This window comes from Bradyrhizobium japonicum USDA 6, from assembly GCF_000284375.1.
GTDB classification, from domain to species: domain Bacteria; phylum Pseudomonadota; class Alphaproteobacteria; order Rhizobiales; family Xanthobacteraceae; genus Bradyrhizobium; species Bradyrhizobium japonicum.
Genome location: NC_017249.1, coordinates 2421850 through 2444942 on the forward strand (window position 1 = coordinate 2421850; position 23093 = coordinate 2444942).

At 65.0% G+C, this 23093-nt stretch carries 24 protein-coding genes; 7 read left to right on the forward strand and 17 right to left on the reverse strand.

Annotated elements, in window-relative coordinates; translation table 11 throughout:
- Positions 1-3 precede the first annotated feature (3 nt).
- Together BJ6T_RS11325 and BJ6T_RS11330 are read right to left on the reverse strand one after the other, a co-directional pair.
- Positions 4-1347: an ABC transporter substrate-binding protein gene (locus BJ6T_RS11325; RefSeq protein WP_014492488.1), complete on the reverse strand. Its 1344-nt coding sequence runs from the start codon at positions 1345-1347 to the stop codon at positions 4-6.
- An 86-nt stretch (positions 1348-1433) separates the two neighbouring features.
- Complete coding sequence (locus BJ6T_RS11330) at positions 1434-2477, reverse strand: C-terminal binding protein (protein ID WP_014492489.1); 1044 nt, start codon at positions 2475-2477, stop codon at positions 1434-1436.
- Positions 2478-2738: 261 nt separating this feature from the next.
- Between BJ6T_RS11330 and BJ6T_RS11335 the strand changes: the two genes are divergently transcribed.
- Positions 2739-4424 carry a methyl-accepting chemotaxis protein gene (locus tag BJ6T_RS11335; protein WP_014492490.1) on the forward strand — a complete coding sequence of 562 codons (1686 nt, stop codon included), beginning with the start codon at positions 2739-2741 and terminating at the stop codon, positions 4422-4424.
- 174 nt (positions 4425-4598) lie between these two features.
- Here BJ6T_RS11335 and BJ6T_RS11340 read toward each other — a convergent pair whose 3' ends face one another.
- Entirely contained in the window at positions 4599-5576 is a 978-nt protein-coding gene (locus BJ6T_RS11340; RefSeq protein WP_014492491.1) for a Bug family tripartite tricarboxylate transporter substrate binding protein, read from the reverse strand.
- Positions 5577-5666: 90 nt separating this feature from the next.
- Entirely contained in the window at positions 5667-6602 is a 936-nt protein-coding gene (locus BJ6T_RS11345; protein ID WP_014492492.1) for a DMT family transporter, read from the reverse strand.
- A gap of 93 nt (positions 6603-6695) precedes the next feature.
- Between BJ6T_RS11345 and BJ6T_RS11350 the strand changes: the two genes are divergently transcribed.
- Positions 6696-7097, forward strand: a complete 402-nt coding sequence (locus tag BJ6T_RS11350; RefSeq protein WP_014492493.1) for a hypothetical protein — start codon at positions 6696-6698, stop codon at positions 7095-7097.
- A gap of 85 nt (positions 7098-7182) precedes the next feature.
- On the opposite strand, the gene BJ6T_RS11355 is transcribed toward BJ6T_RS11350, so the two are convergent.
- Positions 7183-8115: a DMT family transporter gene (locus tag BJ6T_RS11355; protein ID WP_014492494.1), complete on the reverse strand. Its 933-nt coding sequence runs from the start codon at positions 8113-8115 to the stop codon at positions 7183-7185.
- A gap of 362 nt (positions 8116-8477) precedes the next feature.
- Here BJ6T_RS11355 and BJ6T_RS11360 point away from each other — a divergent pair, with 362 nt between their 5' ends.
- Both BJ6T_RS11360 and BJ6T_RS11365 read left to right on the forward strand, forming a co-directional pair.
- Positions 8478-9770: an adenylosuccinate synthase gene (locus BJ6T_RS11360; protein WP_014492495.1), complete on the forward strand. Its 1293-nt coding sequence runs from the start codon at positions 8478-8480 to the stop codon at positions 9768-9770.
- Between the two features lie 36 nt (positions 9771-9806).
- A complete protein-coding gene (locus BJ6T_RS11365) occupies positions 9807-11432 on the forward strand; it encodes a hypothetical protein (RefSeq protein ID WP_014492496.1) in 1626 nt (541 codons plus the stop codon).
- An 83-nt stretch (positions 11433-11515) separates the two neighbouring features.
- Here the strand turns inward: BJ6T_RS11365 and BJ6T_RS11370 are convergent, their stop codons facing one another.
- From BJ6T_RS11370 to BJ6T_RS11380, 3 genes are all read right to left on the reverse strand, one after another.
- On the reverse strand, positions 11516-11782 hold the full coding sequence (locus BJ6T_RS11370; protein WP_028161001.1) for a hypothetical protein: 267 nt from the start codon (positions 11780-11782) through the stop codon (positions 11516-11518).
- Between the two features lie 256 nt (positions 11783-12038).
- On the reverse strand, positions 12039-12269 hold the full coding sequence (locus BJ6T_RS11375) for a hypothetical protein (RefSeq protein ID WP_014492498.1): 231 nt from the start codon (positions 12267-12269) through the stop codon (positions 12039-12041).
- A 37-nt stretch (positions 12270-12306) separates the two neighbouring features.
- A complete protein-coding gene (locus tag BJ6T_RS11380; protein ID WP_167541720.1) occupies positions 12307-12531 on the reverse strand; it encodes a cysteine rich repeat-containing protein in 225 nt (74 codons plus the stop codon).
- A gap of 170 nt (positions 12532-12701) precedes the next feature.
- Between BJ6T_RS11380 and BJ6T_RS11385 the strand changes: the two genes are divergently transcribed.
- Complete coding sequence (locus tag BJ6T_RS11385; protein WP_014492500.1) at positions 12702-13127, forward strand: DUF5413 family protein; 426 nt, start codon at positions 12702-12704, stop codon at positions 13125-13127.
- A 61-nt stretch (positions 13128-13188) separates the two neighbouring features.
- Positions 13189-13746, forward strand: coding sequence for a DUF4112 domain-containing protein (locus BJ6T_RS11390; protein ID WP_028170239.1), 558 nt, complete (start codon positions 13189-13191; stop codon positions 13744-13746).
- A gap of 133 nt (positions 13747-13879) precedes the next feature.
- Here BJ6T_RS11390 and BJ6T_RS11395 read toward each other — a convergent pair whose 3' ends face one another.
- The 4 genes from BJ6T_RS11395 to msrA form a co-directional block, all read right to left on the reverse strand.
- Positions 13880-14173, reverse strand: coding sequence for a hypothetical protein (locus tag BJ6T_RS11395; RefSeq protein ID WP_014492502.1), 294 nt, complete (start codon positions 14171-14173; stop codon positions 13880-13882).
- A 214-nt stretch (positions 14174-14387) separates the two neighbouring features.
- Positions 14388-14552: a DUF3309 family protein gene (locus tag BJ6T_RS42865; protein WP_014492503.1), complete on the reverse strand. Its 165-nt coding sequence runs from the start codon at positions 14550-14552 to the stop codon at positions 14388-14390.
- A 107-nt stretch (positions 14553-14659) separates the two neighbouring features.
- Positions 14660-15079: a peptide-methionine (R)-S-oxide reductase MsrB gene (gene msrB, locus BJ6T_RS11405; RefSeq protein ID WP_014492504.1), complete on the reverse strand. Its 420-nt coding sequence runs from the start codon at positions 15077-15079 to the stop codon at positions 14660-14662.
- Positions 15080-15123: 44 nt separating this feature from the next.
- The gene (msrA, locus tag BJ6T_RS11410; RefSeq protein ID WP_014492505.1) at positions 15124-15828 is read right to left on the reverse strand and encodes a peptide-methionine (S)-S-oxide reductase MsrA; all 705 of its coding nucleotides are present in this window, start codon (positions 15826-15828) and stop codon (positions 15124-15126) included.
- 245 nt (positions 15829-16073) lie between these two features.
- Here msrA and BJ6T_RS11415 point away from each other — a divergent pair, with 245 nt between their 5' ends.
- Positions 16074-17759 carry a caspase family protein gene (locus BJ6T_RS11415; protein ID WP_014492506.1) on the forward strand — a complete coding sequence of 562 codons (1686 nt, stop codon included), beginning with the start codon at positions 16074-16076 and terminating at the stop codon, positions 17757-17759.
- A 143-nt stretch (positions 17760-17902) separates the two neighbouring features.
- On the opposite strand, the gene BJ6T_RS11420 is transcribed toward BJ6T_RS11415, so the two are convergent.
- From BJ6T_RS11420 to BJ6T_RS11440, 5 genes are all read right to left on the reverse strand, one after another.
- Positions 17903-19018 (reverse strand): ATP-dependent DNA helicase, encoded by a 1116-nt coding sequence (locus tag BJ6T_RS11420; protein WP_014492507.1) that lies wholly within the window; start codon positions 19016-19018, stop codon positions 17903-17905.
- A gap of 87 nt (positions 19019-19105) precedes the next feature.
- A complete protein-coding gene (locus BJ6T_RS11425) occupies positions 19106-19759 on the reverse strand; it encodes a NapC/NirT family cytochrome c (protein ID WP_014492508.1) in 654 nt (217 codons plus the stop codon).
- Positions 19756-20226 (reverse strand): nitrate reductase cytochrome c-type subunit, encoded by a 471-nt coding sequence (locus tag BJ6T_RS11430; protein ID WP_028170240.1) that lies wholly within the window; start codon positions 20224-20226, stop codon positions 19756-19758. The genes BJ6T_RS11425 and BJ6T_RS11430 overlap by 4 nt, the downstream gene beginning before the upstream one ends.
- Complete coding sequence (napA, locus tag BJ6T_RS11435; RefSeq protein WP_014492510.1) at positions 20223-22736, reverse strand: nitrate reductase catalytic subunit NapA; 2514 nt, start codon at positions 22734-22736, stop codon at positions 20223-20225. The genes BJ6T_RS11430 and napA overlap by 4 nt, the downstream gene beginning before the upstream one ends.
- Before the next feature lie 17 nt (positions 22737-22753).
- Positions 22754-23068, reverse strand: a complete 315-nt coding sequence (locus tag BJ6T_RS11440) for a chaperone NapD (RefSeq protein WP_014492511.1) — start codon at positions 23066-23068, stop codon at positions 22754-22756.
- Positions 23069-23093: the final 25 nt, after the last annotated feature.

The following is a 23093-nucleotide window of genomic DNA, read 5'->3' on the forward strand; positions in this document are numbered from 1 at the left end:
CCGCTACCTCTGTCTGCGGAAGTACCGCTTGCAGCGCTGTTCCGCTTCCGCAGCCGCGGCCTCGGGCGTCGCCGCACCGGTCGCGACCGAGGCGAACATCTGCACCGTCACATAGTCCGCGCGAACAGCACCGGTGGCGGTCGAAATCGGACCCTTGTAGCCGGCGTAATACTTGCTGTTCATGGTGTCCCTGAAGATCGCGACCTTGGGATCGCCCTTCCACACCGCCGCATCGGCGTAAGCCGCAAGCGGTTGCGACCAGTAACCGCTGTTGGCGTTGAGCCACGGCTCGTACTGGTCCTTCTCCAGCATGAACTGCAGGAAGGCCTTCGCCGCGTTCGGATACTGGCTGTGCTTGAACACCATGGCGTTCAGCGTCAGTCCCGACATCGGAGAGATCGGTGCAAGGCCCTTCGGCAGCAGCTGATGTTCGGAATCCTCGGCGATCGCCGCGGTCGCCGGATCGTTCTTCAGCGAGAAATACAGCGAGACGCCGTTCGCCGTCAGCCCGATTTCCTGCGAGGAATAGGCACGATTGTTGCTGACGTCGTTCCAGGACGGCGTACCGGCGATGAAGGTCGGGTAGAGCTCCTTCACGAAATTCAGCGCCGCGATGGTCTCCTTGCTGTTGATGGTGACATTGCCTTCCTCATCCAGCAGCGAGGCATTGTGCGACCACATCATCCAGTCCGCAAAGCCGTTGCCGTCGCCGACAGCGTTGCCCAGCGCAAAGCCCGCGGGCTTGCCGGCTTTCTGCAGCTTCTTGCAGAGGTCGAGGAGTCCGGCATGGTCCTCTGGCGCCTTGTCGAACCCGACGGATTTGAGGATGGACTTGCGATAGATCAGGGGACCGGCGGTGGCCCCGAACGGGAGCCCGATCCAGGTATCGCTCTTGGCCTTTTTGCCGTAGGCCTTCGCAAGGTTCTGCCAGCCGCCATACTTCTTGCCGAGATAGTCGGCGACGTCGGTCAGCTCGATCAGCTTGTCGACATAGATGTGCGGCGCGTCGGAGAAGCCGATGATGATGTCGGGGCCGGCGCCGGAATTTGAGGTCACCGCGGTCTGCTGGTTGATGTCCTCCCAGCCGACGAAGTCGACCTTGACCTCGACCCCGGTCTCCTTGGTGAATTTGGCTGCGTTGGCGCGGAACACGTCTTCGTCGGCCTGGACGAAGCGCACCGGCCGTAACATGCGCAGGGTTGCGCCTTTCTCGATTGGTAGTTTCGGTGCGGGGACGTCCGCGGCCTTGATTGCGGATTGAGCGTGCGCTGCAACACCGGTTGCCGCGAGCGCGGTAGCGGACAGGCCCAGAGCCAAGGCATCACGACGCGTGATGTCGTTCCTCATCAGTTCCTCCCTATGATGTCTCCCTTCCCGGCGTTGATCGCCGGTGAAGGGCCGTTCCGATTCCAGGCGCGCTTGGCGCCGGCCGCCTAGCTGTTCGGGCCGCGATCCATGCTGACGGGCTGCCAGCGGCGGAGCGCGGTGTTCTGCAGCACCGACGGATTGACGCAGCTTACCGGCCACATGCCCTGAAGCACCAGTGACAATTCGTAGCCCACGCGGCGCTTGCGCGCCTCGTCGAACCGTGCCGAGGCCGAGGCGACATGGGCGGTCAGCGTCACGTTCTCCATGCTGAGGATGGGATTGTTGTGCGAGGGCGGCTCCTTCTCCAGCACGTCGAGGGCGGCGTGCGCGATCCAGCCCTCCTGGAGCGCCTTGATCAGGCTTTCCTCGTCCACGGTGGCGCCGCGGCCGGTATTGATGAAGACCGATCCTTTCTTCATCTGCCGGAAGTGCTTCTCGGTGAGCATGTGATGCACTTCGGGCCTTGCCGGAGCGTGCATCGAGACGAAATCCGACTGCGACAGCACCTCGTTCAGCGTCGCCGGGATCACGCCATGGTCGTACATCAGCGTTTCCTGGATGAAGGGATCGTAGGCCATCATGCGCAGGCCGAACGGGGCGGCGCGCTTAGCAACTGCACGCGCGACGCGGCCGAACGAGATGAAGCCGAGCGTCTGGCCCATCAGCCGCGGGATCTTCAGCAGCGCTGGCCGGCCTTCGGCCCAGCGCCCGTCGCGCACCATCCTGTCCTGCTCGACCAGGCGGCGGAAGCCGGCGAGCAGCAGCATCATGGCGTGGTCGGCGACCTCCTCGATGAAGGTGTCGGGAATGTTGGTGACGGGAATGCCGCGGGCGGTCGCGGCCTTCACGTCGACGCTGTCGACGCCGACCGAGCCGAGCGTGATCACCTTGCAGCTCTCGAGTGCGTCGATGATCGACTTGGTGATGGGGATGCCCTTGGCGTAGATGGCATCGGCGTTTTTCGCGGCGGCGATGAACTCGGCCTCGTTGGCGGGGGCTTCGACGATCTCGGCATCGATCGGATCGAGCGCCTCGCGCTCGAAGGAATAGTCGCTGCCTGCGACCGTGAAGCTCGCGCCCTTCGGCGTCACCACCCTGTATTTCGGCATTTCCTGCTCCCGATTTGGTCTGTCGGTTCTTGTTGTGACCCGGCCTTCGCGGCGGGCCTTTGCGTCTTTTACGCGAAATCGGAGTGGTCGCGTACAATCGTTGGTTGCCGCTGCGGCGATTTATTCGACTGTTTTCGGCCTTCCGTCCGGGCTTCTACGGAGCCGCCCGTAACAGGTTGATAAGAGGTCACACACTAAAAGTTGAATCAAATTTATCGATTCCCTTGCGTGCCTGTATCCCATTATTGCCGGAGCTGTCCCGTGAAATTGAGCAATCTGAAGATCGCCCCGAAGCTCGGTATCCTCGTCGGCGTCACCCTGTTCGGCCTTTGCGTCTCCGGTGTTCTCGCCGGCTATCTGATGAAGCGCGAGATGGTGAATGCGCGCATCGACCAGGCCAAATCGATCGTCGACCTCGGTCGCAACTACGCTGCGGCGCTGAAGAAACGCATCGATGCCGGCGAGCTGACGAAGGATGCGGCGATGGCCGACCTTCGCCGCTACGGCAACGCGATGACCTATGACAACGGCTCGGGCTATCTGTTCGGCACGTCCTATGACGGCATCACCCAGCTCGCGCCCGATCCGAAGCAGATCGGCACCAACCGCATGGACGTCGTGACCAACGGCCGCAAGCTGTCCGTCGAGCTGATGAACGGTGTCAAGGCCAACGGCTCGATCCTGCTCTATTATCAATATGTGAAGCCCGGCCAGGAAACGCCGATCCGCAAGATCGGCTATGCGGTCGCGGTCCCCGGCTTCGACATGTATCTCGGCACCGGCGCCTATCTCGACGACATCGACGCCAAAATGGGCCCGGTGTTCTGGCTGCTCGGCCTCGCCATGCTCGGCATCGTCATTGTCGCCGGCAGCGTCGCTTGGCTGCTCGGCCGCAGCATCAGCCGTCCGCTGGCGCTGCTCGGCGCCCGCATGAAGGATCTCGCCGACGGCAAGCTCGAGGGTGAGATTCCCGGCGTCGGCCGCGGCGACGAGGTCGGGGCGATGGCCTCGACCGTCCAGATCTTCAAGGACAACGCGGTCCGCATCCGCGACCTCGAGAAGACCGAGGCCGATGCCAAGGAGCGTGCCGCGGCGGAACGTCGCAGCGCGATGGAGGGCATCGCCAGCGATTTCGAACGCAGCGTCAACGGTATCGTCCGCTCGGTCTCGTCGGCCGCCGCCGGCATGCAGAGCACGGCGCAGTCGATGACCGCGACGGCCAGCGACGCCTCGTCGCGCGCGGCGACGGTCGGCGCCGCCTCGCAAAAAGCCTCCGGCAATGTCGGTACGGTCGCCGCAGCCGCCGAAGAATTGTCGAGCTCGGTTGCGGAAATCTCCCGCCAGGTCACGCGGTCGACCGAAGTCGCGAGCCGGGCCGTCAGCGACGCCGAGCGCACCAACGCCACCGTCCAGGTGCTCTCGACCGGCGCCGAGAAGATCGGCGAGGTCGTCAAGCTGATCCACTCGATTGCGGCGCAGACCAACCTGCTCGCGCTCAACGCCACCATCGAAGCGGCGCGCGCCGGCGAGTCCGGCCGCGGCTTCGCGGTGGTGGCCTCCGAGGTCAAGGCGCTGGCGAACCAGACCGCGAAGGCGACCGAGGAAATCTCCGCGCAAGTGGCGGCGATGCAGACCTCGACCAGCGACGCGGTCACCGCGATCTCCGGCATCACCCAGACCATTGCGGAGATGAGCGAGATCACCGCCGGCATTTCCGCCTCGATCGAGCAGCAGGGCGAAGCGACCCGCGAGATCGCCCGCAACATCCAGTCGGTCGCGGCCGGCTCGAACGAGATCAACGCCAATATCGGCAGCGTCACCTCGGCCGCCGAAGCGACCGGCACTGCCGCCACCGACGTGCTCACCAACGCCCGCGAGCTGGACAGCCAGTCCGGCGCGCTGCGCAGCGCCGTCGACGGCTTCCTCGCCAAGGTGCGCGCGGCGTAAAGCCGAACGCACCGAATTCGTAGGGTGGGCAAAGGCGCGCAAGTCATGCCCCGCGAAGGCGGGGCATCCAGTACGCCGCAGCCCATCGGGTCAATAACCAACGCCTCGGAATACTGGATCGCCCGCCCAGTGCGCAATTGCGCACAAGGCGGGCAATGACAACTTCCTTAGACCCTACTGCTTCTCGATCTTCGCATTCGTGATCAGCTTTTCCCACAGCACGAGCTGCTCGTTCACGAACGTGCCGAGCTGCTCCGGCGTGCCGGAGAAGGCGTCCATGCCGAGCGTGGCGAGCTGGGCCTTGATCTCCGGCTTCTCGACGATCTTCCTGATCTCGGTGTTGAGTCTGGTCACGATCTCCTTGGGCATGCCGGCGGGGCCGAAATAGCCCTGCCACGACGAGATGTCGAAATCCGGCACGCCGGCCTCCTGCATCGAGGGTAGGTTCGGCACCAGCGGCGAGCGGTCCTTGGTGGTGACGGCGAGCGCGCGCAGCGCGTTGCCGTTGACGTGGGGCAGGCCGGTCAGGATGTCGACGAACATCATCGAGACGCGGCCGCCCATGACGTCGTTGAGCGCCGGCGGCGAGCTCTTGTAGGGCACGTGCAGGAGATCGAGCCCGGCATTGTGCGCAAAGGTCGCACCCGACACGATCGCCGAGGACGAGCCCGACGCGTAGCTCAGCTTGCCCGGATTGGCCTTGCCGTAAGCGACGAGCTCGCCGACGGTTTTGGCCGGCACCTCCGGATGAACCACCAGCATGAAGGGCAGGTCGCCGGTCCGCGCGATCGGAGTGAAGTCCTTGACGGGGTCGTAGGTCAGGCTCTTGAGCAGGTAGGGATTGGCCGAATGCGTCGTGTTGGTGGTCACCAGCAGCGTGTAGCCGTCGGGGGCGGCGCGCGCGACAAAGGTCGCGGCGATCATGCCGTTGGCGCCCGCCTTGTTCTCGATCACGATGCCGACGCCGAGCGCCTGCGACAAATGCTGCGAGATCAGCCGCGTCGTGGTGTCGGTGCCGCTGCCGGCCGCGAACGGCAGCACCAGCGTGATGTTGCGGCTCGGATAATTGTCGGCCTGCGCGGCGGATGCGGCGGCGAGACAAAGTGCGGCTGCGCCGGCAGCGCGCAGAGCGCGGATCAGTGATGACAGCATGTCTGGACGTTCCCTCTTTTTCGTTGGCGGGGAACCTAGCTTCTCTTCGCAAAAATCGGAAGACGGGAGTTTGCCGCCCACCTCGCGGAATTATCTCACCGCAGAACCCTGGCGCGACGCGAACACGACACCGGCGAGCACGAGCGCGTAGCCGATCAAATGGAACGGCTGGAGTTTTTCGCCGAGCAGCAGGATCGCCATCGCCGAGCCGAACACCGGGACCAGATGGAAGAACGGCGCGGCGCGGTTCGGGCCGATCAGCGCCACGCCGCGGTTGAAGAAGAGATAGGCCAGCGTCGAGGGGAAGATCAGGATGTAACCCAGCGTCGCCAGCGTCACCCCGTCGAGTTGCAGGACACGGCCGCTTAGGGCTTCCCAGATCGCGGCGGGCAGCAGCATCGTCGCGCCGCAGCAGGTGGTGAAGGAGAGAAAGGAGAGCTGGTGGATCTTCGGCCGCCGCGGGATGAAGGCGGAGTAGAGCCCGAACGCCACCAGCGAGGAGGCGAACATGATGTCGCCCCTGTTGAAGCTGATGCTCGCGAGCGCAGCGAGATCGCCGCGCAGGATGATGATCAGCACGCCGAGAAGCGAGATCGCGATGCCGGCGAGCTGCGCACCCGTCAGCCGCACGCCGAACAGCACCAGCGACCACAGCGCCACGAACAGCGGTCCGGCCGACTGGATCAGCAGCGCGTTCAGCGCCTCCGTGTATTGCATCGCCCAGTACGAGATCGCGTTGTTGAAGGCAAAGCCGACCAGCGACAGGAACAGCATCAGCGGCAGGCTCTTGCGCAAATTCGGCCAGTCGCGCTTCAGATGCGGCCAGGCGAACGGCAACAGGATCAGGAACACGCCGAACCAGCGGATCGTGGTCACCGTCAGCGGCGGCACATGCGCGCCGACATGGCGCGCGAGCACGATATTGCCTGCCCAGAACAGCGAGCTCAGGCTGAGCAGCAGGTAAGGCTGGTTGTTGAGCCAACTGGCCGGATTCGAGGCCTTTGGCGCGGGCGAAGCAATCGTCATTGGCGTTGGATGCGACCTTGCGCCGGATTCTTGTTGTGACACAAGTCTCGCGGCCGCAAGGCTACAATGCAGGCTTGGCTTGAGGAGGTGTCATTGGCGGTTAATATGTTGAACATCGAGGGCCTGGAAAAGCTCGATCCGAATGCGCCCGTCGTGATGCTGAATCTGATGCGCTTCCATGCGCGCTCGCGCGACGGCGACGGCTCGGGCTGGGACGCTTATCTTCGTTACAGTGCGATCACGGTGCCCATGATCAGGGCACGCGGCGGCACGCTGCTGTGGACCGGCGAAGCCAAGGCCGTCGCGCTCGGCCCGCACCAGGGCAATGGATGGGATTTCGTCGCGCTGGTCTATTATCCAACGGTTGCGGCTTTCATCGACATGATGACGTCGGAGGCTTACGAGACGCAGGCCGATCCGCATCGCGTCAACGGCTGCGCCGAGCACGTGATCATCGCGACGCGCGAAGCGTACAGCAAGTTCAAGACGAAGTAGTTGCCGTCTGTCGAGCGTACGGCTCTTACCCTCCCCCTCCAGGGGAAGGTGAACAGGCAGCGGTGTACTCGGCTCGAAGCGGTGACTACGTCGCCTGCTTCCTTGACGCCACGAACACGCCGGCCAGCACCAGCGCGAAGCCGATGAAATGGAACGCCTGCGGGTGTTCGCCCAGAAACGCCATCGCCATGATCGAGCCGAACACCGGCACGACATGAAAGAACGGCGCGGCGCGGTTGGCGCCGATCAGGCGCACGCCGCGATTGAAGCAGAGATAGGCGAGCGTCGACGGGAACACCGCGACATAGAACAGCGTCAGCAAATTCGGCCCGTCGAGCTTCATCACCGGACGCGCGGACAATTCCCAGATCTCGAGCGGGATGAGGCAGGCGGCGCCGGCGCCGAAGGTGAAGGCGAGGAACGACAGGCCGTGCATCGGCGGCCGCTTCAGGGTCAGCACCGAATACAGTGCGAAGATGATCAGCGCGACGATGAAGATGAGATCGCCCTTGTTGAACGCGATGTTCGACAGCGTGGTGAAATCGCCATGCAGCAGGATCGTCAGCACGCCGCACATCGACAGGAGCACGCCGAACGCCTGCGCCGCCGTGAGGCGGACGCCGAGAATGGCCAGCGACCACAGCGCCACGACCAGCGGCGCGGCCGACTGCAGCAGCAGCGTGTTGAGCGCCTGGGTATGTTCCAGCGCCCAATATTGCAGCGTGTTGAAGGCGCCGATGCCGGTGATCGACAGCACGATCATCAGGCCGAGCCTGCTGCGGATCGCGGGCCAGTCCTGGGCGAGATGTTTCCAGGCGAACGGCAGCACCAGCAGGAAGGCGAAGGTCCAGCGCAGGAACGACAGCGTCACCGGCGGAATGTGGCCGGCGGCCAGCCGTCCGACGATGGCATTGCCGGCCCAGCACATCGCGGTGATGCTGAGCAGCAAATAAGGCTGGTTGGCGATCCAGCTGTGACTGGATGATTCGGAGCCGGTGGTCTGGCCGGTGGCGGACATTGTGATTGTTATGGCCCCGCATGCGCCGGAGCCCCGGCCCGGCGAGGTCGGGCCGGCAGATAGCCCGGCGGCTCCCCAAAGACACGGAAATCGAGCCTGCATCAACGGGGGCGGACGCATCGCGACCATGCAGCGGCAGACAAGCGCCTCACTCTTTGGTGGAAGGCTGCCGAGCCATCCGGAACGTTTCTGGATTTTCCGGGGATATCAAAGGCTTAAAGTGCCTCTTGAGCCCCGAAAAAGCCCCGTTCTTGCTTGCCTAGAGAGGCTGCTTCCTTTATCCGGTTGGCTGCCTCGCGTGCGAACGGCTCCGGCCGTCAGCTGGGCTGGCGCATCTAAAATCTTCAGAGGATTACCCGCGAATGGCCAACGTTGTCGTCGTCGGAGCCCAGTGGGGCGACGAAGGGAAGGGCAAGATCGTCGACTGGTTGTCGGAGCAGGCGGACATCGTCGTCCGCTTCCAGGGCGGTCATAACGCCGGCCACACGCTGGTCATCACCGGCAAGACCTACAAGCTCGCGCTCCTGCCTTCCGGCGTGCTGCGCGACCAGAAGCTGTCGGTGATCGGCAACGGCGTGGTGTTCGATCCGCAGGCCTTCCTCGACGAGGTCACCAAGCTGCGCTCGCAGGGCGTCGCGGTCTCCCCGGACAATCTGCGCGTCGCCGAGAACGTCACCCTGATCCTGCCGCTGCACCGTGAGCTCGATGCGCACCGCGAATCCGCCAATGCGGCAACCGCGATCGGCACCACCCGCCGCGGCATTGGACCTGCCTATGAGGACAAGGTCGGCCGCCGTGCCATCCGCCTGATGGACCTCGCCGATCTCGACACCCTCCCGCACAAGATCGACCGGCTGCTGGCGCATCACAATGCGCTGCGCCGCGGCCTCAACCTGCCGGAGTTCGACGGCAAGGTGATCCTGAAGGAATTGACCGCGCTGGCGCCGGAGCTGCTGCCTTACGCCGAGACGGTGTGGCGGCTGCTCGACATCAAGCGGCGCGAAGGCAAGCGCATGCTGTTCGAGGGCGCGCAGGGCGCGCTGCTCGACGTCGACCACGGCACCTATCCCTACGTCACCTCGTCCAACACGGTGGCGGCGCAGGCCGCGACCGGCTCGGGCCTCGGTCCCGGTGCGGTCGGCTATGTGCTCGGCCTGTGCAAGGCCTATACGACCCGCGTCGGCCAGGGCCCGTTCCCGACCGAGCAGGACAACGAGACGGGCCGCAAGATCGGCGAGCGCGGCCGCGAGTTCGGCACCAACACCGGCCGTCCGCGCCGCTGCGGCTGGTTCGACGCCGTGCTGGTCCGCCAGGCGGTCCGGACCTGCGGCATCAACGGCCTGGCGCTGACCAAGCTCGACATCCTCGACGGCTTCGACACGATCGAGGTCTGCACCGGTTACAAGCTGGACGGCAAGGAGATCGACCACTTCCCGGCCGGCGAGGGCGCCCAGGCCCGGGTCGAGCCCATCTACGAGACCATCGAGGGCTGGAAGGAGCCGACCGCCAATGCCCGCTCCTGGGCGGACCTGCCGGCCCAGGCCATCAAATATGTCCGCCGGATCGAGGAATTGGTGGGGTGCCCGGTCGCACTGCTTTCCACCAGCCCCGAACGCGAGGATACTATTCTGGTGCAAAATCCGTTTGAGGCTTAACGATATCTTACCGGGACGTGCGCTAGTTGAGTTGAAATGGCTGATTACTATCCGCTGATCGCCCGCGCTATTTCCGCCCTGGACCCCAACGCTCCCGGCGAAAGCCGTCGCGCGCTCTATGAGCGCGCGCGCACGGCCCTGATCGCGCAGCTCCGCAGCGTGCAGCCGCCGCTCTCCGAATCCGAGATCACCCGCGAACGGCTGTCGCTGGAAGAGGCCGTCCGCAAGGTCGAATCGGAGGCCGCCCAGCGCGCCCGGGAGGCCTCGCGCCCCGGTCCCGGTGGCGGCGCCCGCAGCGGCGGCAGCGGTGACGCCTTCCGCCGGGCCAGCACCCGCGCCGCCGAAGGCAACCCGCCGCCGTCTCAGCCGGCCGCTCCGCGCACCCGTCCGGCTCCGCCGCCGCCGCGTGCCGACCGCCCGTCCTTCAATGTCGATGACCAGGGCGACGCCCCGCGCGCGCCGCGGGCCCCGCGCTTCGACGCGCCGCGCCAGCCGGGTCCCCCGGCAGCGCCGCCGATGCCGGAGCCGCCGGCTGCTCCGCCGGCCGGACGTGATCGCCCGCCCGGGCGCCGTCCGCCCGATGTCGGGCCGCCGCCGCCTCAGCCGCCGGCACCGGGCGTACGCGGTTTTCGCGACATCACCGCCGACGTGAACGATCTCGGCGGCGCTGCCGCGCAGGCCAACCGCGCCGCGCGTCGCACCTATGCCAATGTGCCCTCGCCGTCGCCAGAGTTCGACCGGCTGGAGCCGAGCCTGGAAAATCGCGCCGGCGAGCAGGACGCGCCCTATTCCTACGACGAGTCGATCGAGGAGGCCGAGCGCTACACGCCGCAGCCGCCATCGCCGCGTTCGCGCGTCGCGCCCGAGCGCGAAGCCAAGAAGCGCGCCCGCACCGGCTCCGCCTTCCCGTTCAAGAGCGCGATCGCCGTCGGCATCGTGCTGATCCTGGTCGGCGCCGGCATCCTCTGGGGCAAGCCCCTGATCCAGACCGTGAGCGGCCTGTTCAAGTCCTCGCCGACCCAGGTGGTGGAGGCGCCGAAGGATCCGGCCCAGCCGCAGAGCAAGCCCAAGATTCCGGATCGCGTCGGCCAGCCTTCGGCCAGCGACCAGCCGGTCGCGCCGGTGGCGCAGAAGGTCGTGCTCTATGACGAGGATCCGTCCGACCCGAAGGGCAAGCAATATGTCGGCTCGGTGGTGTGGCGGCTCGAGCCGATCAAGGCCTCGGGCAACCAGAAGGCCGACGTCGCCGTGCGCGCCGACATCGAGATCCCGGACCGCAAGTTCAAGATGACGATGTCGTTCCGCCGCAACACCGACTCGTCGCTGCCGGCGAGCCACACCGCGGAATTGACCTTCATCCTGCCGCCGGATTTTCCGGGCGGTGGCGTCGCCAACGTGCCGGGTATCCTGATGAAGTCGAACGAGCAGGCGCGCGGCACGCCGCTCGCGGGGCTCGCGGTCAAGGTAACCGACGGCTTCTTCCTGGTCGGCCTCTCCAATGTCGACGCCGACCGCGCCCGCAACGTCCAGCTCCTGAAGGAGCGCTCATGGTTCGACGTGCCGCTGGTCTACGCCAACCAGCGCCGCGCCATCATCGCCATTGAGAAGGGCGCCCCCGGCGAGCGCGCGTTCAACGACGCGTTCGCGCAATGGGGCGACTAGGGCCGGCGCGCGACCGATGTTCACCTCGCTCGACGAGAGAGGTGAATCGAACTCTCAAACGCTCCGATCGGGATTGAACCGGCCTATTGCGCCGCGGCCTCCCGCTTGCGCGCGGCGGCGTGCTCGCGGTCCATCACGGCGCGGCAGCCGGGGCTGACCTGCGCCTTGTTCCGCACCATGCAGGCCCTGATCCTGGAGATGTCTGGAATCTCACTGGAGCACAGCCGCATCGCATCGCCCGTGCACATCTGCTGTGCTTCGGACGAGAAGGCGAGGCCGGGCGATGTCTGGAGTACGATGGCGGTGGTTGCGAAAGCGAAGAGCGAAACGATGGTCGTGTAGCGTGTCATGACGAATGCGTCCCCGAGTTCCGTGGTTTGAACCACTTGGTTTTGGGGCGCCGCACGCGGCTTGATCTGCCGCATGTCACAGCCTTCACGCCGGGAACTTTGGTCCCGCATGTGGTCGCTCGATCTCTCGTGGTGTTCGAATCGAAAAGTGCTGCGCCGCCCGATTCGAGTATGCGCGATTGTCACGCCGCTGCAATGGTCCGCTCGAATGAATTCGCAGTTGTTGCGTGTCCGTCACGCAGCATGCGGCGCGAGATCAGATCAACCGATCGGACGACGCGCTCGCTTCTTCCGCATCGCTCGCGCCTGATGCTGCGGGGTGTTCCTCGACGGCAGTGACGCCTTTCGCAGTGAGCTCGAACAGATCGCCATCCTTCATCACGTAGCCGTCGGCGATCAGCTCGCCGATCTTGCCGTGCCGGTCGTCGGCAAAGGCGACCGACTGGCTGATGTCCCGCAGGATCGAGAGCTGCTCGTCGCGCAACATGGCTTCACTCTCCGTGCGACGGGGATCGTTCCCGGCCTTACATGCCGTGGCTCTGAAACACCTTGCTGCAGGACTTCGACAGCTTCGCCCGGTTGGCCTGCAGGCACGCCTGCACAGCGCCGTCATTGCCGAGGTCCTTGCGGCAGAACCGCGAGGCGTCACGCGAGCAGGCGTTCTGCTCCTGCGGCGTACCCATGTGGCCTTGCGCGAGAGCAGGCGTGAGCGACATGCCGCTCAGGGCTGTCAGGGCGAGCGTCGCCATAAGGACGGGTTTCCGGAACATCGACAAACTCCAATCTGACTGCTGGTATGAATTTCAGTCCTGTCTGAACTCGTCGCCTTGCCGCTTGTTCCCGCCAGGACGGGCCGGTGCCCCGCTATTCAAGGTTCCCGCGTCGCTGCTATAACAGCGGCGAAGGATGAGGATGCTTGATGAAACGCTATCTGGTGTTTGCGCTGGTCGGTCCGTTCGTCGGCGGGTTCCTGCTGCTGCTGACGACGACCTATCAGTCCGGTTATTGGGCCCAGACCAACCTCAGCGAGGTTGGCAAGCTGTTCGCGGTGTTCTTCAAATCGCTGCAATACAGCTATCTGTTCGGCTTCCTGCCCTCGCTGATGATCGGTGCGGTCGACGACATCCTGATCCATGTCCGCCGGATCGGCCCGGCGCTGCGGATGATCCTGGTCGGCCTGTTCGCCTTCGTGCTGGCGTCGCTGACCTACAGCTCGCGCGGGCCGGATTCGGGCGCGCTGCAATTCATCCTGTACGGCCTCGTCGGATTCGTGCCGGCGGTGCTTTCATCCTGGCTCGTGCATAGATATGTCGAGGAGCCGCAGCCGGCTGCGGCTCAGACCTGAACGCGCGGCGTTCGGGCGCGGCGCGGCAACTTCCGCCACACCGGCGCGTTCTCCAAAGGCCATGGCCATGCCCGATGACGACATTCTTGCTCCGCATCGACCCCGTTCCGGGGCCCGCCCGCGCGGGCCGTTTTCGGGGACCGAAGCGCGCGGGCCGATCATCGACCAGGACGGCCATGAGATCCGTCCCGAAACGCTGGAGCAGGGGTTTCGCGAGTTTCGCTTCGAGTTCGGTAAAGACGGTCAGTTCGCTGGGAACCCGTTCGGCAATTTGACGCGGGAGCAGCGGGTGGCGCGGATCGAGGCGATCGCAAAGCTGCTCGATGTCGCCTTCATCCTGCCCGGCACGAATATCCGCTATGGCATCGACGGCCTGATCGGGCTGATCCCGGTCGTCGGCGACATCATCACCACCGCGATCTCGCTGTGGCTGGTGCGCGAGGCCCGCGCGCTGGGCGCGCCGTGGTATCTCACCGCGCGCATGCTCGGCAATGTCGCGGTCGACGGCGTGGTCGGCATGGTGCCGTTCGCGGGCGATGCCTTCGACGTCATGTTCCGCGCCAACATGCGCAACGTCCGCCTGCTGCGCCGCTGGCTTGACAAGCAGCCGCGGATTTAGCGTGGCGCTTCTTGCTTCGCCTTTCCCCGTAAGAACGGGGAGAGGGAAGAGAGAGAGCACCGCCCCAAAAAGCAAAAAGCGCGACGGCCTTTCGGCCATCGCGCCTTCAGCGCATATCGGGCTTGGCGAAAACTTACGCCGCGTCGGCGTCGGTCTCGGCGGCCGGCGCCGGCCGGGGGCGGCGGGGCAGCGGGAAGGCTTCGCTCTCATAGAGCGAGCGGATGCCGTTCTGGTCGAAGCGCGCTTCCTCGACCTGGAGATAGGCGCCGTTCAGCGAATCCGTCGGCAACTGCTCCATCGCGAACTGCACGGCTTCGGCCGCGGTGCCGAACCGGCGGTAGGTAAAGCCCGCGCGCTTCTTCTTGCGGATCGCGGCGGGGAAGAGCTCGGCGGAGGTGTTGAAGTTGAACGGACGCAGTGGACGCATGGTCAAAGACCTCGTGATCTTGTCTGGGGCTTTAAGCGCGTGGGGTTTTGAAAGGCAGGGGCCACCATCGAGTGGGCCCGCCGCACATGTCATTTTCGCTCTCTAATATAGGCCGTTTTGACAGAAATGCGACCCCCGCGATGGGAGATGATGAATCCGCGCATGGCAGCTCCGCAAGCGCCGTAAACCAAGTAATTTCAATATGTTAGATGGTTTACAGTTTGCCAAGCAGCAAGAGCACGACCAGGACCACCAGCACGACGCCGCCGATCCCCATGCCGGAGTGGCCCATGCCATAGCCATAACCACCGAACCGTCCGGACATGCCGCCCAGCAGATAGATGATCACCAGGATGATCAGGATGGTCCCAAGCGTCATGGCATCCTCCCTGGCGGCCGCCGGATTGCGCGCATCGGCTGCACCGCCAGAAGAGAAAAGCACATCGCGCCGCCGGGTTCCATGACGGAACCGGGCGGCGCGCAATGTTATTTGGGCTCGAGCTTCAGCGCGGCCGAGTTGATGCAGTAGCGCAGGCCGTTCGGGCCGGGGCCGTCGGGGAAGACGTGGCCGAGATGGCCGCTGCACTTGGAGCACAGCACCTCGGTGCGGATCATGCCGTGGCTGGCATCGTGCTCCTCGTCGATATGGCTCTCGACCGCGGGCTGGGTGAAGCTCGGCCAGCCGCAGCCGGAATCGAACTTGGCATCGGACTCGAACAGCACATTGCCGCAGCCGGCGCAGACATAGGTGCCGGCGCGGTGGTCGTGCTCATATTCGCCGGAGAAGGGACGCTCGGTCGCCTTCTCGCGCAGCACCGCGTACTGCATCGGCGACAATTCGCGCCGCCACTGCTCTTCGCTCTTGATGACCTTGTCGTCGGTGGTTTTCGTCTTGGTGTCGGGCATGGGTCTCCCGTCTGTTTGGTGAACTTGTTTCGGTGATCTTGCGATCAGTTGGTGGCCTTGCTGGCGCTCACCAGCGTCGGCTTTTCAATGTAGTTATCCGCGAACAGCTTTTTGAGGTTCTCGACCTTCGGAATGTCGTTGTAGGCGATGTAAGGCTGGTTCGGGTGCAGCGTCAGGTAGTCCTGGTGATAGGCCTCCGCCGGGTAGAACGCTTCCAGCGCGCCGACCTTGGTCACGATCGGCTTGCTGAATACCTTGGCGCCGTTGAGCTGGGCGATATAGGCCTCCGCCACCTTCTTCTGCTCGTCGGAGGTGGTGAAGATCGCCGAGCGATATTGCGTGCCGGTGTCGGGGCCCTGGCGGTTGAGCTGGGTCGGGTCGTGCGCCACCGAGAAGTAGATCTGGAGGATCTTGCCGTAGGAGATCTTCTTCGGGTCGAACTTGATCTCGACCGACTCGGCATGGCCGGTCCGGCCGCTCGAGACCGTCTGGTAATCGGCCGTCGCCTTGGTGCCGCCGGCATAGCCGGAGACTGCGTTGACAACGCCGGCAGTGTGCTGGAAGACGCCCTGGACGCCCCAGAAGCAGCCGCCGGCGATGACGGCGGTCTGGATCCCGGTTGCGGGCGCCGCATCCACGGTGGGCGCGGGGATCACGACCGCATCCTCCGCGGCCCTGGACGGCAGGGCGAAGGCCAGCGTCAGTGCGGTGGTGGCGGCGAGCAGCGAGGCGAGGGCGGTGCGGCGCATGGCGATCCTCTTCGGAAGGGTCTGACAGTGTAGGGCGGCCGGGGACGGGCGAACAGCCTGTTTGGCCGCGTTTTCGGACATCTGAGATACGGGCGCAGACGGCGATTGTTACGGGGAAACGGACACGAGTCTGTGAAAAATAGCCTCAGATAGTGCGGCTTGGCGAGGCCGGGAACTCCGGGCTAGATGAACGCGCGCGATCGGCGCTCGACTCAATATGTGGTGGCTGGAGCTGACCTGACAACATGCTGCGCGTCATTCCCCTGACCCTGGCCATCCTGATCTCAAATGCCGCCATCGCCGCGGCCGAGCCGCAAGCCGGCGACGACCTCGCCACCTGTCGCGACCGCCAGGCGGAGGCCCAGGCCCGCGCGACGGCCTGCGACAATTTGTTGAAGGCCGATAAGCTCGGCGGCAAGGACAAGTCGCTCGCGCTCGTCGTGCGTGGCAATGCGCTGATCAACAAGCGCGACTATGACCGCGCCATCGAGGCGCTGTCGTCCGCGATCGATCTCGATCCGGACAATGTCGGCGCCATCAACCTGCGCGGGCTTTCCCACGAGCGCAAGGGCGAGGACGATCTTGCCATGGCCGACTACAATCTCGCCATCCAGAAGCGCGCGAATTTCGGCTATGCCTACAACAATCGCGGCACCATCCATCTGCGCCGGGGCGCGCTGCAAAGCGCGCTCGACGACTTCAACCTGTCGATCAAATACACGCCCGCGTTCCTGCTCGGCTGGACCAATCGTGCCCGCATGCGCACGCTGAACAAGGATTTCGACGGCGCGATTGCCGACTTCGCGGCAGCCGAGAAGATCGACCCGGCCGCGCCGCAGATCGCCGGCAACCGCTGCATCACCTACGGCATGATGGGCAAGTACGACCAGGCTTTCGCCGACTGCGACGGCCTGATCCAGAAGCAGCCGAGGAATACCTTCGCGATCAACAATCGCGCCGAGGTCAACGTGATGAAGGGCGACCTCGACGCCGCGCTGAAGGACTACAACACGGTCATCCAGCTCAATCCGAACAGTGTGCGCGCCCATTCCGGCCGCGGCCAGATCTACGAGCGCAGGAAAGATCTCGCCCAGGCCCGCGCCGACTACCGCGCGGCGGCCTATTCGCTGACGAGGTTCGACGAGCCCGACGTCGCGCGCGCCCGCGCCATCGCGCAGGAGCGCCTGGCCGCACTGACGCCGCAGGCGCCGGCCGGGTCCACCGGGCGCCGCGTGGCGCTCGTGATCGGCAACGGCGCCTACAAGAACGTCCACGCCTTGCCCAATCCGCCGCGCGACGCGAAAATGATTGCAAACGTGTTGCGCGATGTCGGCTTCCAGACCGTGATCTCCGTCAGCGACCTCTCCCGCGACAAGTTCTTCGAAGCGTTGCAGACGTTTGCCACCGAAGCCGAGAATGCGGATTGGGCGGTGGTCTATTACGCCGGCCACGGTTTCGAGATCGGCGGCGTGAACTATCTCGTCCCTGTCGACGCCAAGCTTGCCGCCGACAGGGACGCCGAGACCCAGGCGGTTGCGCTGGAGCAGGTGATCGCCGCGGTGGGCGCTGCGAGAAAAGTGCGTCTGGTGATGCTGGATGCCTGCCGCGACAATCCCTTTGCGCCGGCCATGCAGCGCACGCTGTCGCTCAAGCTGGTGGACAAGGGCTTTTCCAACATCGAGCCCGGCGCCGGCTTCATGGTGGTCTACGCCGCCAAGCACGGCGAGACCGCGCTGGACGGCGACGGCGGCGCCGACAGCCCCTTCGCCACCGCGCTCGCCCGCGAGATCAAGGTCCCGAAGGTCGAGATCCGGAAACTGTTCGACATCGTCCGCGACGACGTCTGGTCCGCCACCAAGCACGAGCAGCAGCCGTTTTCATACGGCTCGCCGCCGGGACGCGAGGATTTTTATTTTGTGGCGGGGAAGTGAGCGGGTGCGTGTCAGACGCGAAAGCCACGCCTCATTTGCGGTGCCGTAGGGTGCGCCAAGCGAAGCGTGCCCACCATTTTTATTGAATGTGTGGAGAGACGGTGGGCACGGCGCGTTGCGCCTTTGCCCACCCTACGGCAGCTTCACACGACGATACTCAACCGCTTCGCCGCCCGCGTAATCCCCGTGTACAGCCACCGCGCCCGGCTATCCTGGAACGCAAAGCTCTCGTCGAACAGCACGACGTCGTCCCATTGCGAGCCCTGCGATTTGTGCACGGTCAGCACATAGCCGTAGTCGAACTCGTCGTACGGCTTGCGCTGCTCCCAGGCGATCTGCTCGACGCCGCCCTCGAAGCAATCGGCGCGCACCGAGACTTTTGTCACCTTGTGACCGAAGTCTTCATCCGGCGACAGCCGCATGCTGAGGATGCGCGATTTCGAGCGCGAGGTGTTGCGCGACTTCACGCGCCACAGGCCGCCGTTGAACAGGCCCTTCTTGCGGTTGTTGCGCAGGCACACCAGCTTGTCGCCGGCGACCGGGAAGACGTCCTCGATGTTCTGGCGCTGGCGCACCCTCATGTTGTAGGCGCGGCGCGTGTTGTTGCGGCCGACCAGCACCTGGTCGGCGCCCATGACGCGGTCCGGGTCGAGCTCTTTCCGCGACACCACCTCGCTCTCGCCGTAGCGGCCGATGTCGAGCTCTCGGCCCTCGCGGACGTCCATCGACATCCGCACGATCGGATCATCCTGGGCCTGGCGATGCACTTCGGTCAGCATCGCGTCGGGCTCGGTGTTGGTGAAGAAGCCGCCGCCCTGGATCGGCGGCAGCTGCGCGGGATCGCCCAGCACCAGCAGCGGGCAATCGAACGACATCAGGTCGCGGCCCAATTCGGCGTCGACCATCGAGCATTCGTCGATCACGATCAGCTTGGCCTTGGAGGCCGGCGCATCGTCCCACAGCTCGAAACTCGGCTGCTCCTCGCCGGATTCGCGGGCGCGGTAGATCAGCGAGTGGATGGTGGAGGCCTCGTCGCAACCCTTGTTGCGCATGACGAGCGCGGCCTTGCCGGTGAAGGCGGCGAACTTCACCTCGCCGTCGACGCCTTCGGCGATGTGCCGCGCCAGCGTGGTCTTGCCGGTGCCGGCAAAGCCAAACAGGCGGAACACCGGCGGCGTGCCGTTGCGGCCTGGTTTTGCCTTGAGCCAGTCGCCAACGGCTTTGAGCGCGGCATCCTGATGCGGGGTGAAAGTGGCCATATCTGTCTTGAGAAGGGGCGAAACGAGGCGATTCGCCGTCCCTCAAAACTAACCATTCCCCCGCCGGTTCAAGCGGCGGCGCCGCCCCTACTGCCACCCCGGAACGCCGCGCATGTCGGGCAGGTGGTGCGCGATGCCCTTGTGGCAGTCGATGCAGGTCTTTTCCTTGGTGAACAGGAAGCGCTGGTGCGCGACCGAGGCCCGCGGCGACTGCTTGGTGATGTCCATGGAATCGGCGCTGTGGCAGTTGCGGCATTCCAGGGAATCGTTGGCCTTGAAACGCGCCCATTCATGCGCGGCGAGCTCCAGCCGGTGGTCCAAAAATTTCTCGCGGGTGTCGATGGTGCCGAAGATCTTGCCCCAGACCTCCTTGGAGGCCTGCATCTTGCGGGCGATCTTGTCGGTCCAGTTGTGCGGGACGTGGCAGTCCGGGCAGGTCGCGCGCACGCCGGAACGGTTGGTGAAGTGGATGGTCGACTTCAGCTCGGCGTAGACGTTGTCCTTCATCTCGTGGCAGCCGGTGCAGAACTTCTCGGTGTTGGTCAGTTCCAGCGCGGTGTTGAAGCCGCCCCAGAAGATCACGCCGGCCGCAAAGCCCGCGAGCACCAGCACGCCAAGCCCGAACACCGAGCTCGGCCGGATCAGCACCTGCCAGAGCTCGACCGCGAAGTCCCAGCAGCGCAGGATAAAGCTACGCTTGGCTTCCACCTTTCCCTTGGGCTCGTCAGCGGCCGTCGTCATCGTCGGCCACCGGGGCTGGCGCGCGACAGCAGCGTGTCGATGTCGATGAAATCGTTGCTCACCGGCGGCGTGGCGGTGTTCTGCGGCACGTGGCATTCCGTGCAGAAGAAGCGCCGCGGCGAGATCGAGGCCAGGAACTGGCCGTCGCGGTCCATGAAATGCGTGATCGAGACCATCGGCGCCTGCGATTCCGCGGTGCGTGCCCGCGCATGGCAGGACAGGCATTTGTTGCCGTTGAGGTCGATCTGGTAGCCGTCGATCGTGTGCGGGATCACCGGCGGCTGCTCGGGATAGTTCCGCGTTTCCTTCTCGGACGTGTTGCGGTTCGGCAGCATCGGCGGCGCCGGGCCCTCGTCATTGAGCGGGGCCGGGCCGCGCAGGCCTGACGTCACCGTCTGCGCGGTCAGCGAGCTCGCGCCCGCGGCGATCGCGACCGCGAGCAGGGCTATGCCAAATCGTTTCATCATGACAGGTTCACCCGCTCGATGCGCACGGCGCATTTCTTGTAGTCGGTCTGCAGCGAGATCGGATCGGTGGCGTCCAGCGTCACCTTGTTGATCATCTTGGATTCGTCGAACCACGGCACGAATACGAGGCCACGCGGCGGCCGGTCGCGGCCGCGCGTCTCGACGCGGGCGCGGATGAAACCGCGGCGGGATTCCACCTTCACCTCGTCGCCGCGCCGGAGTTTTGCTTCCGACGCGTCGTCGGGATGCATGAAGCAGACGGCCTCGGGGAACGCCTTGTAGAGCTCGGGCACGCGGCGCGTCATGGTGCCGGAATGCCAGTGCTCCAGCACGCGGCCGGTCGAGAGCCAGAACGGATATTCGTTGTCGGGCGATTCCGCCGGCGGCTCGTAGGGCAGGGCAAAGATGCGCGCTCTGCCGTCGGGATAGCCGTAGAACTGCACGTCGGTGCCTTGCTTGACGTAGGGATCGCTGCCCTCGCGGAAACGCCATTTGGTTTCCTGGCCGTTGACGACGGGCCAGCGCAGGCCGCGCTCGCGGTGATAGGCCTCGAACGGCGCAAGGTCGTGACCGTGGCCGCGGCCGAACGAGGCGTACTCTTCAAACAGTCCCTTCTGCACGTAGAAGCCGAACGCCTTGGATTCCGCGTTGGCGTAGCCTTCCTCGATCTCCGAGGTCGGAAACTTGTCGACCTGGCCGTTCTTGTAGAGCACGTCGAACAGTGTCTTGCCGCGAACCTCCGGCTTCTTGGCGATCAGCTCCTCCGGCCAGACCTCCTCGATCTTGAAGCGTTTGGAGAACTCCATGAGCTGCCAGAGGTCGGACTTGGCCTCGCCGGGCGCGTTGACGAGCTGGTGCCAGAACTGCGTGCGCCGCTCGGCATTGCCGTAGGCGCCTTCCTTCTCCACCCACATCGCGGTCGGCAGGATCAGATCGGCGGCCAGCGCCGTCACCGACGGATAGGCGTCCGAGACCACGATGAAATTATCGGGGTTGCGGAAGCCCGGATAGGTCTCCTCGTTGACGTTGGGACCGGCCTGGAGGTTGTTGTTGACCTGTACCCAATAGGCGTTGATCAGGCCGTCCTTCAGCATCCGGCTTTGCAGCACGGCGTGGGCGCCGTTCTTGTCGGGAATGGTGCCTTCCGGCAGCAGCCAGAGATGCTCGGCGTGGTCGCGGTGCGCCTTGTTGGTGACGACCATGTCGGCGGGCAGGCGGTGCGAGAAGGTGCCGACCTCGCGCGCGGTACCGCAGGCCGAAGGCTGGCCGGTCAGCGAGAACGGGCTGTTGCCGGGCGAGGAGATTTTTCCGGTCAGGAGATGGATGTTGTAGACGAGGTTGTTGCACCAGACGCCGCGGGTGTGCTGGTTGAAGCCCATGGTCCAGAACGAGACCACTTTCGTCTTCGGATCCGCGTAGAGCTCGGCGAGCGCCTCCAGCCGGTTCAGCGGCACGCCGGACATCTCGGCCGCCTTCTCCAGCGTGTAGTCCGAGACGAATTTGACGTATTCGTCGTAGCTCATCTCGGTGGAGTCGTTGGCTTTGGCCGCACCGGTTGCTTTTTTCTGGAGCGGATGCTCGGGCCGCAATCCATAGCCAATGTCGGTCTGCCCGCGCCGGAAGATGGTATGCGCGGCAACAAAGTCCTTGTTGACGCGGCCGGTCTTGATGATGTGGTTGGCGATGGCGTTGAGGATGTAGAGATCGGTCTGCGGCTTGAACACCATGCCGATGTCGGCGAGGTCGAACGAGCGGTGCTCGAAGGCGGACAGCACGGCGACGCGGACATGCGGCGCGGACAGCCGGCGGTCGGCGAGGCGCGTCCACAGAATGGGATGCATCTCCGCCATGTTGGAGCCCCACAGCACGAAGGCGTCGGTCGCCTCGATGTCGTCATAGCAGCCGGCCGGCTCGTCGATGCCGAAAGTGCGCATCATGCCGGCGACGGCGGAGGCCATGCAGTGCCGCGCGTTGGGGTCGATGTTGTTGGTGCGGAAGCCGGCCTTGAACAGTTTCGAAGCCGCGTAGCCTTCCCAGATCGTCCATTGCCCGGAGCCGAACATGGCGACGCCGTTCGGCCCGCGCTTCTTGAAGGCCTCCTTCCACTTCACCTCCATGATGTCGAAGGCTTCGGTCCAGGACACGGGCGTGAACTCGCCGTTCTTGTCGTACTTGCCGCCGGTCTTGCGCAGCATCGGCTGCGTCAGCCGGTCGTGGCCGTACATGATCTTGGAAAGGAAGTAGCCCTTGACGCAATTGAGGCCGCGATTGACCTCGGCCTTGATGTCGCCGTGGGTGGCGACGACGCGGTTGTCCTTGGTCGCGACCATCACGGAGCAGCCGGTGCCGCAGAAGCGGCAGGCGGCCTTGTCCCATTTCAGTTCGCTGTTGTCGCGCTCGGCGACGAGATTGGCGGCGAGAGCAGGTGCCGGCATGCCCGCAGCGGCGGCCGCGATCGCGGCGGCCTCGAGCTTCAGGATCTGGCGGCGGTCGAGCTTCGGCGATGTCATGATGGCTCTCCCGTCCCTTAGGCGGTTTCGATGGCGTGGAAGACCAGCGCCGCGGAATAGACGTTGGGCAGCGACTGGATGGTGTTGAGCAGGGTGCCGAGGCTGCCGGCGTCCGGCGCTTCGGTCACGACGACGAGTTTTCCGCGCGGGTCTCGTCCGTGAATTTCGCAGCCGGGAAGTGCTGCGATCTCCGCTTCCAGCGCGTCGAGGCGTTCGGGGCGCGCCTGCACGATGATGCTGGCGATCTCGTAGCCTGGCGGCGCGACGACGCGGTCGGCGGTGAGCACCCGGCCGGTGATCAGTGCGCGGCGGTTGAGTGTGGATTGGGCCATGATGCCTGTCTTTCGCTGTTCGGGG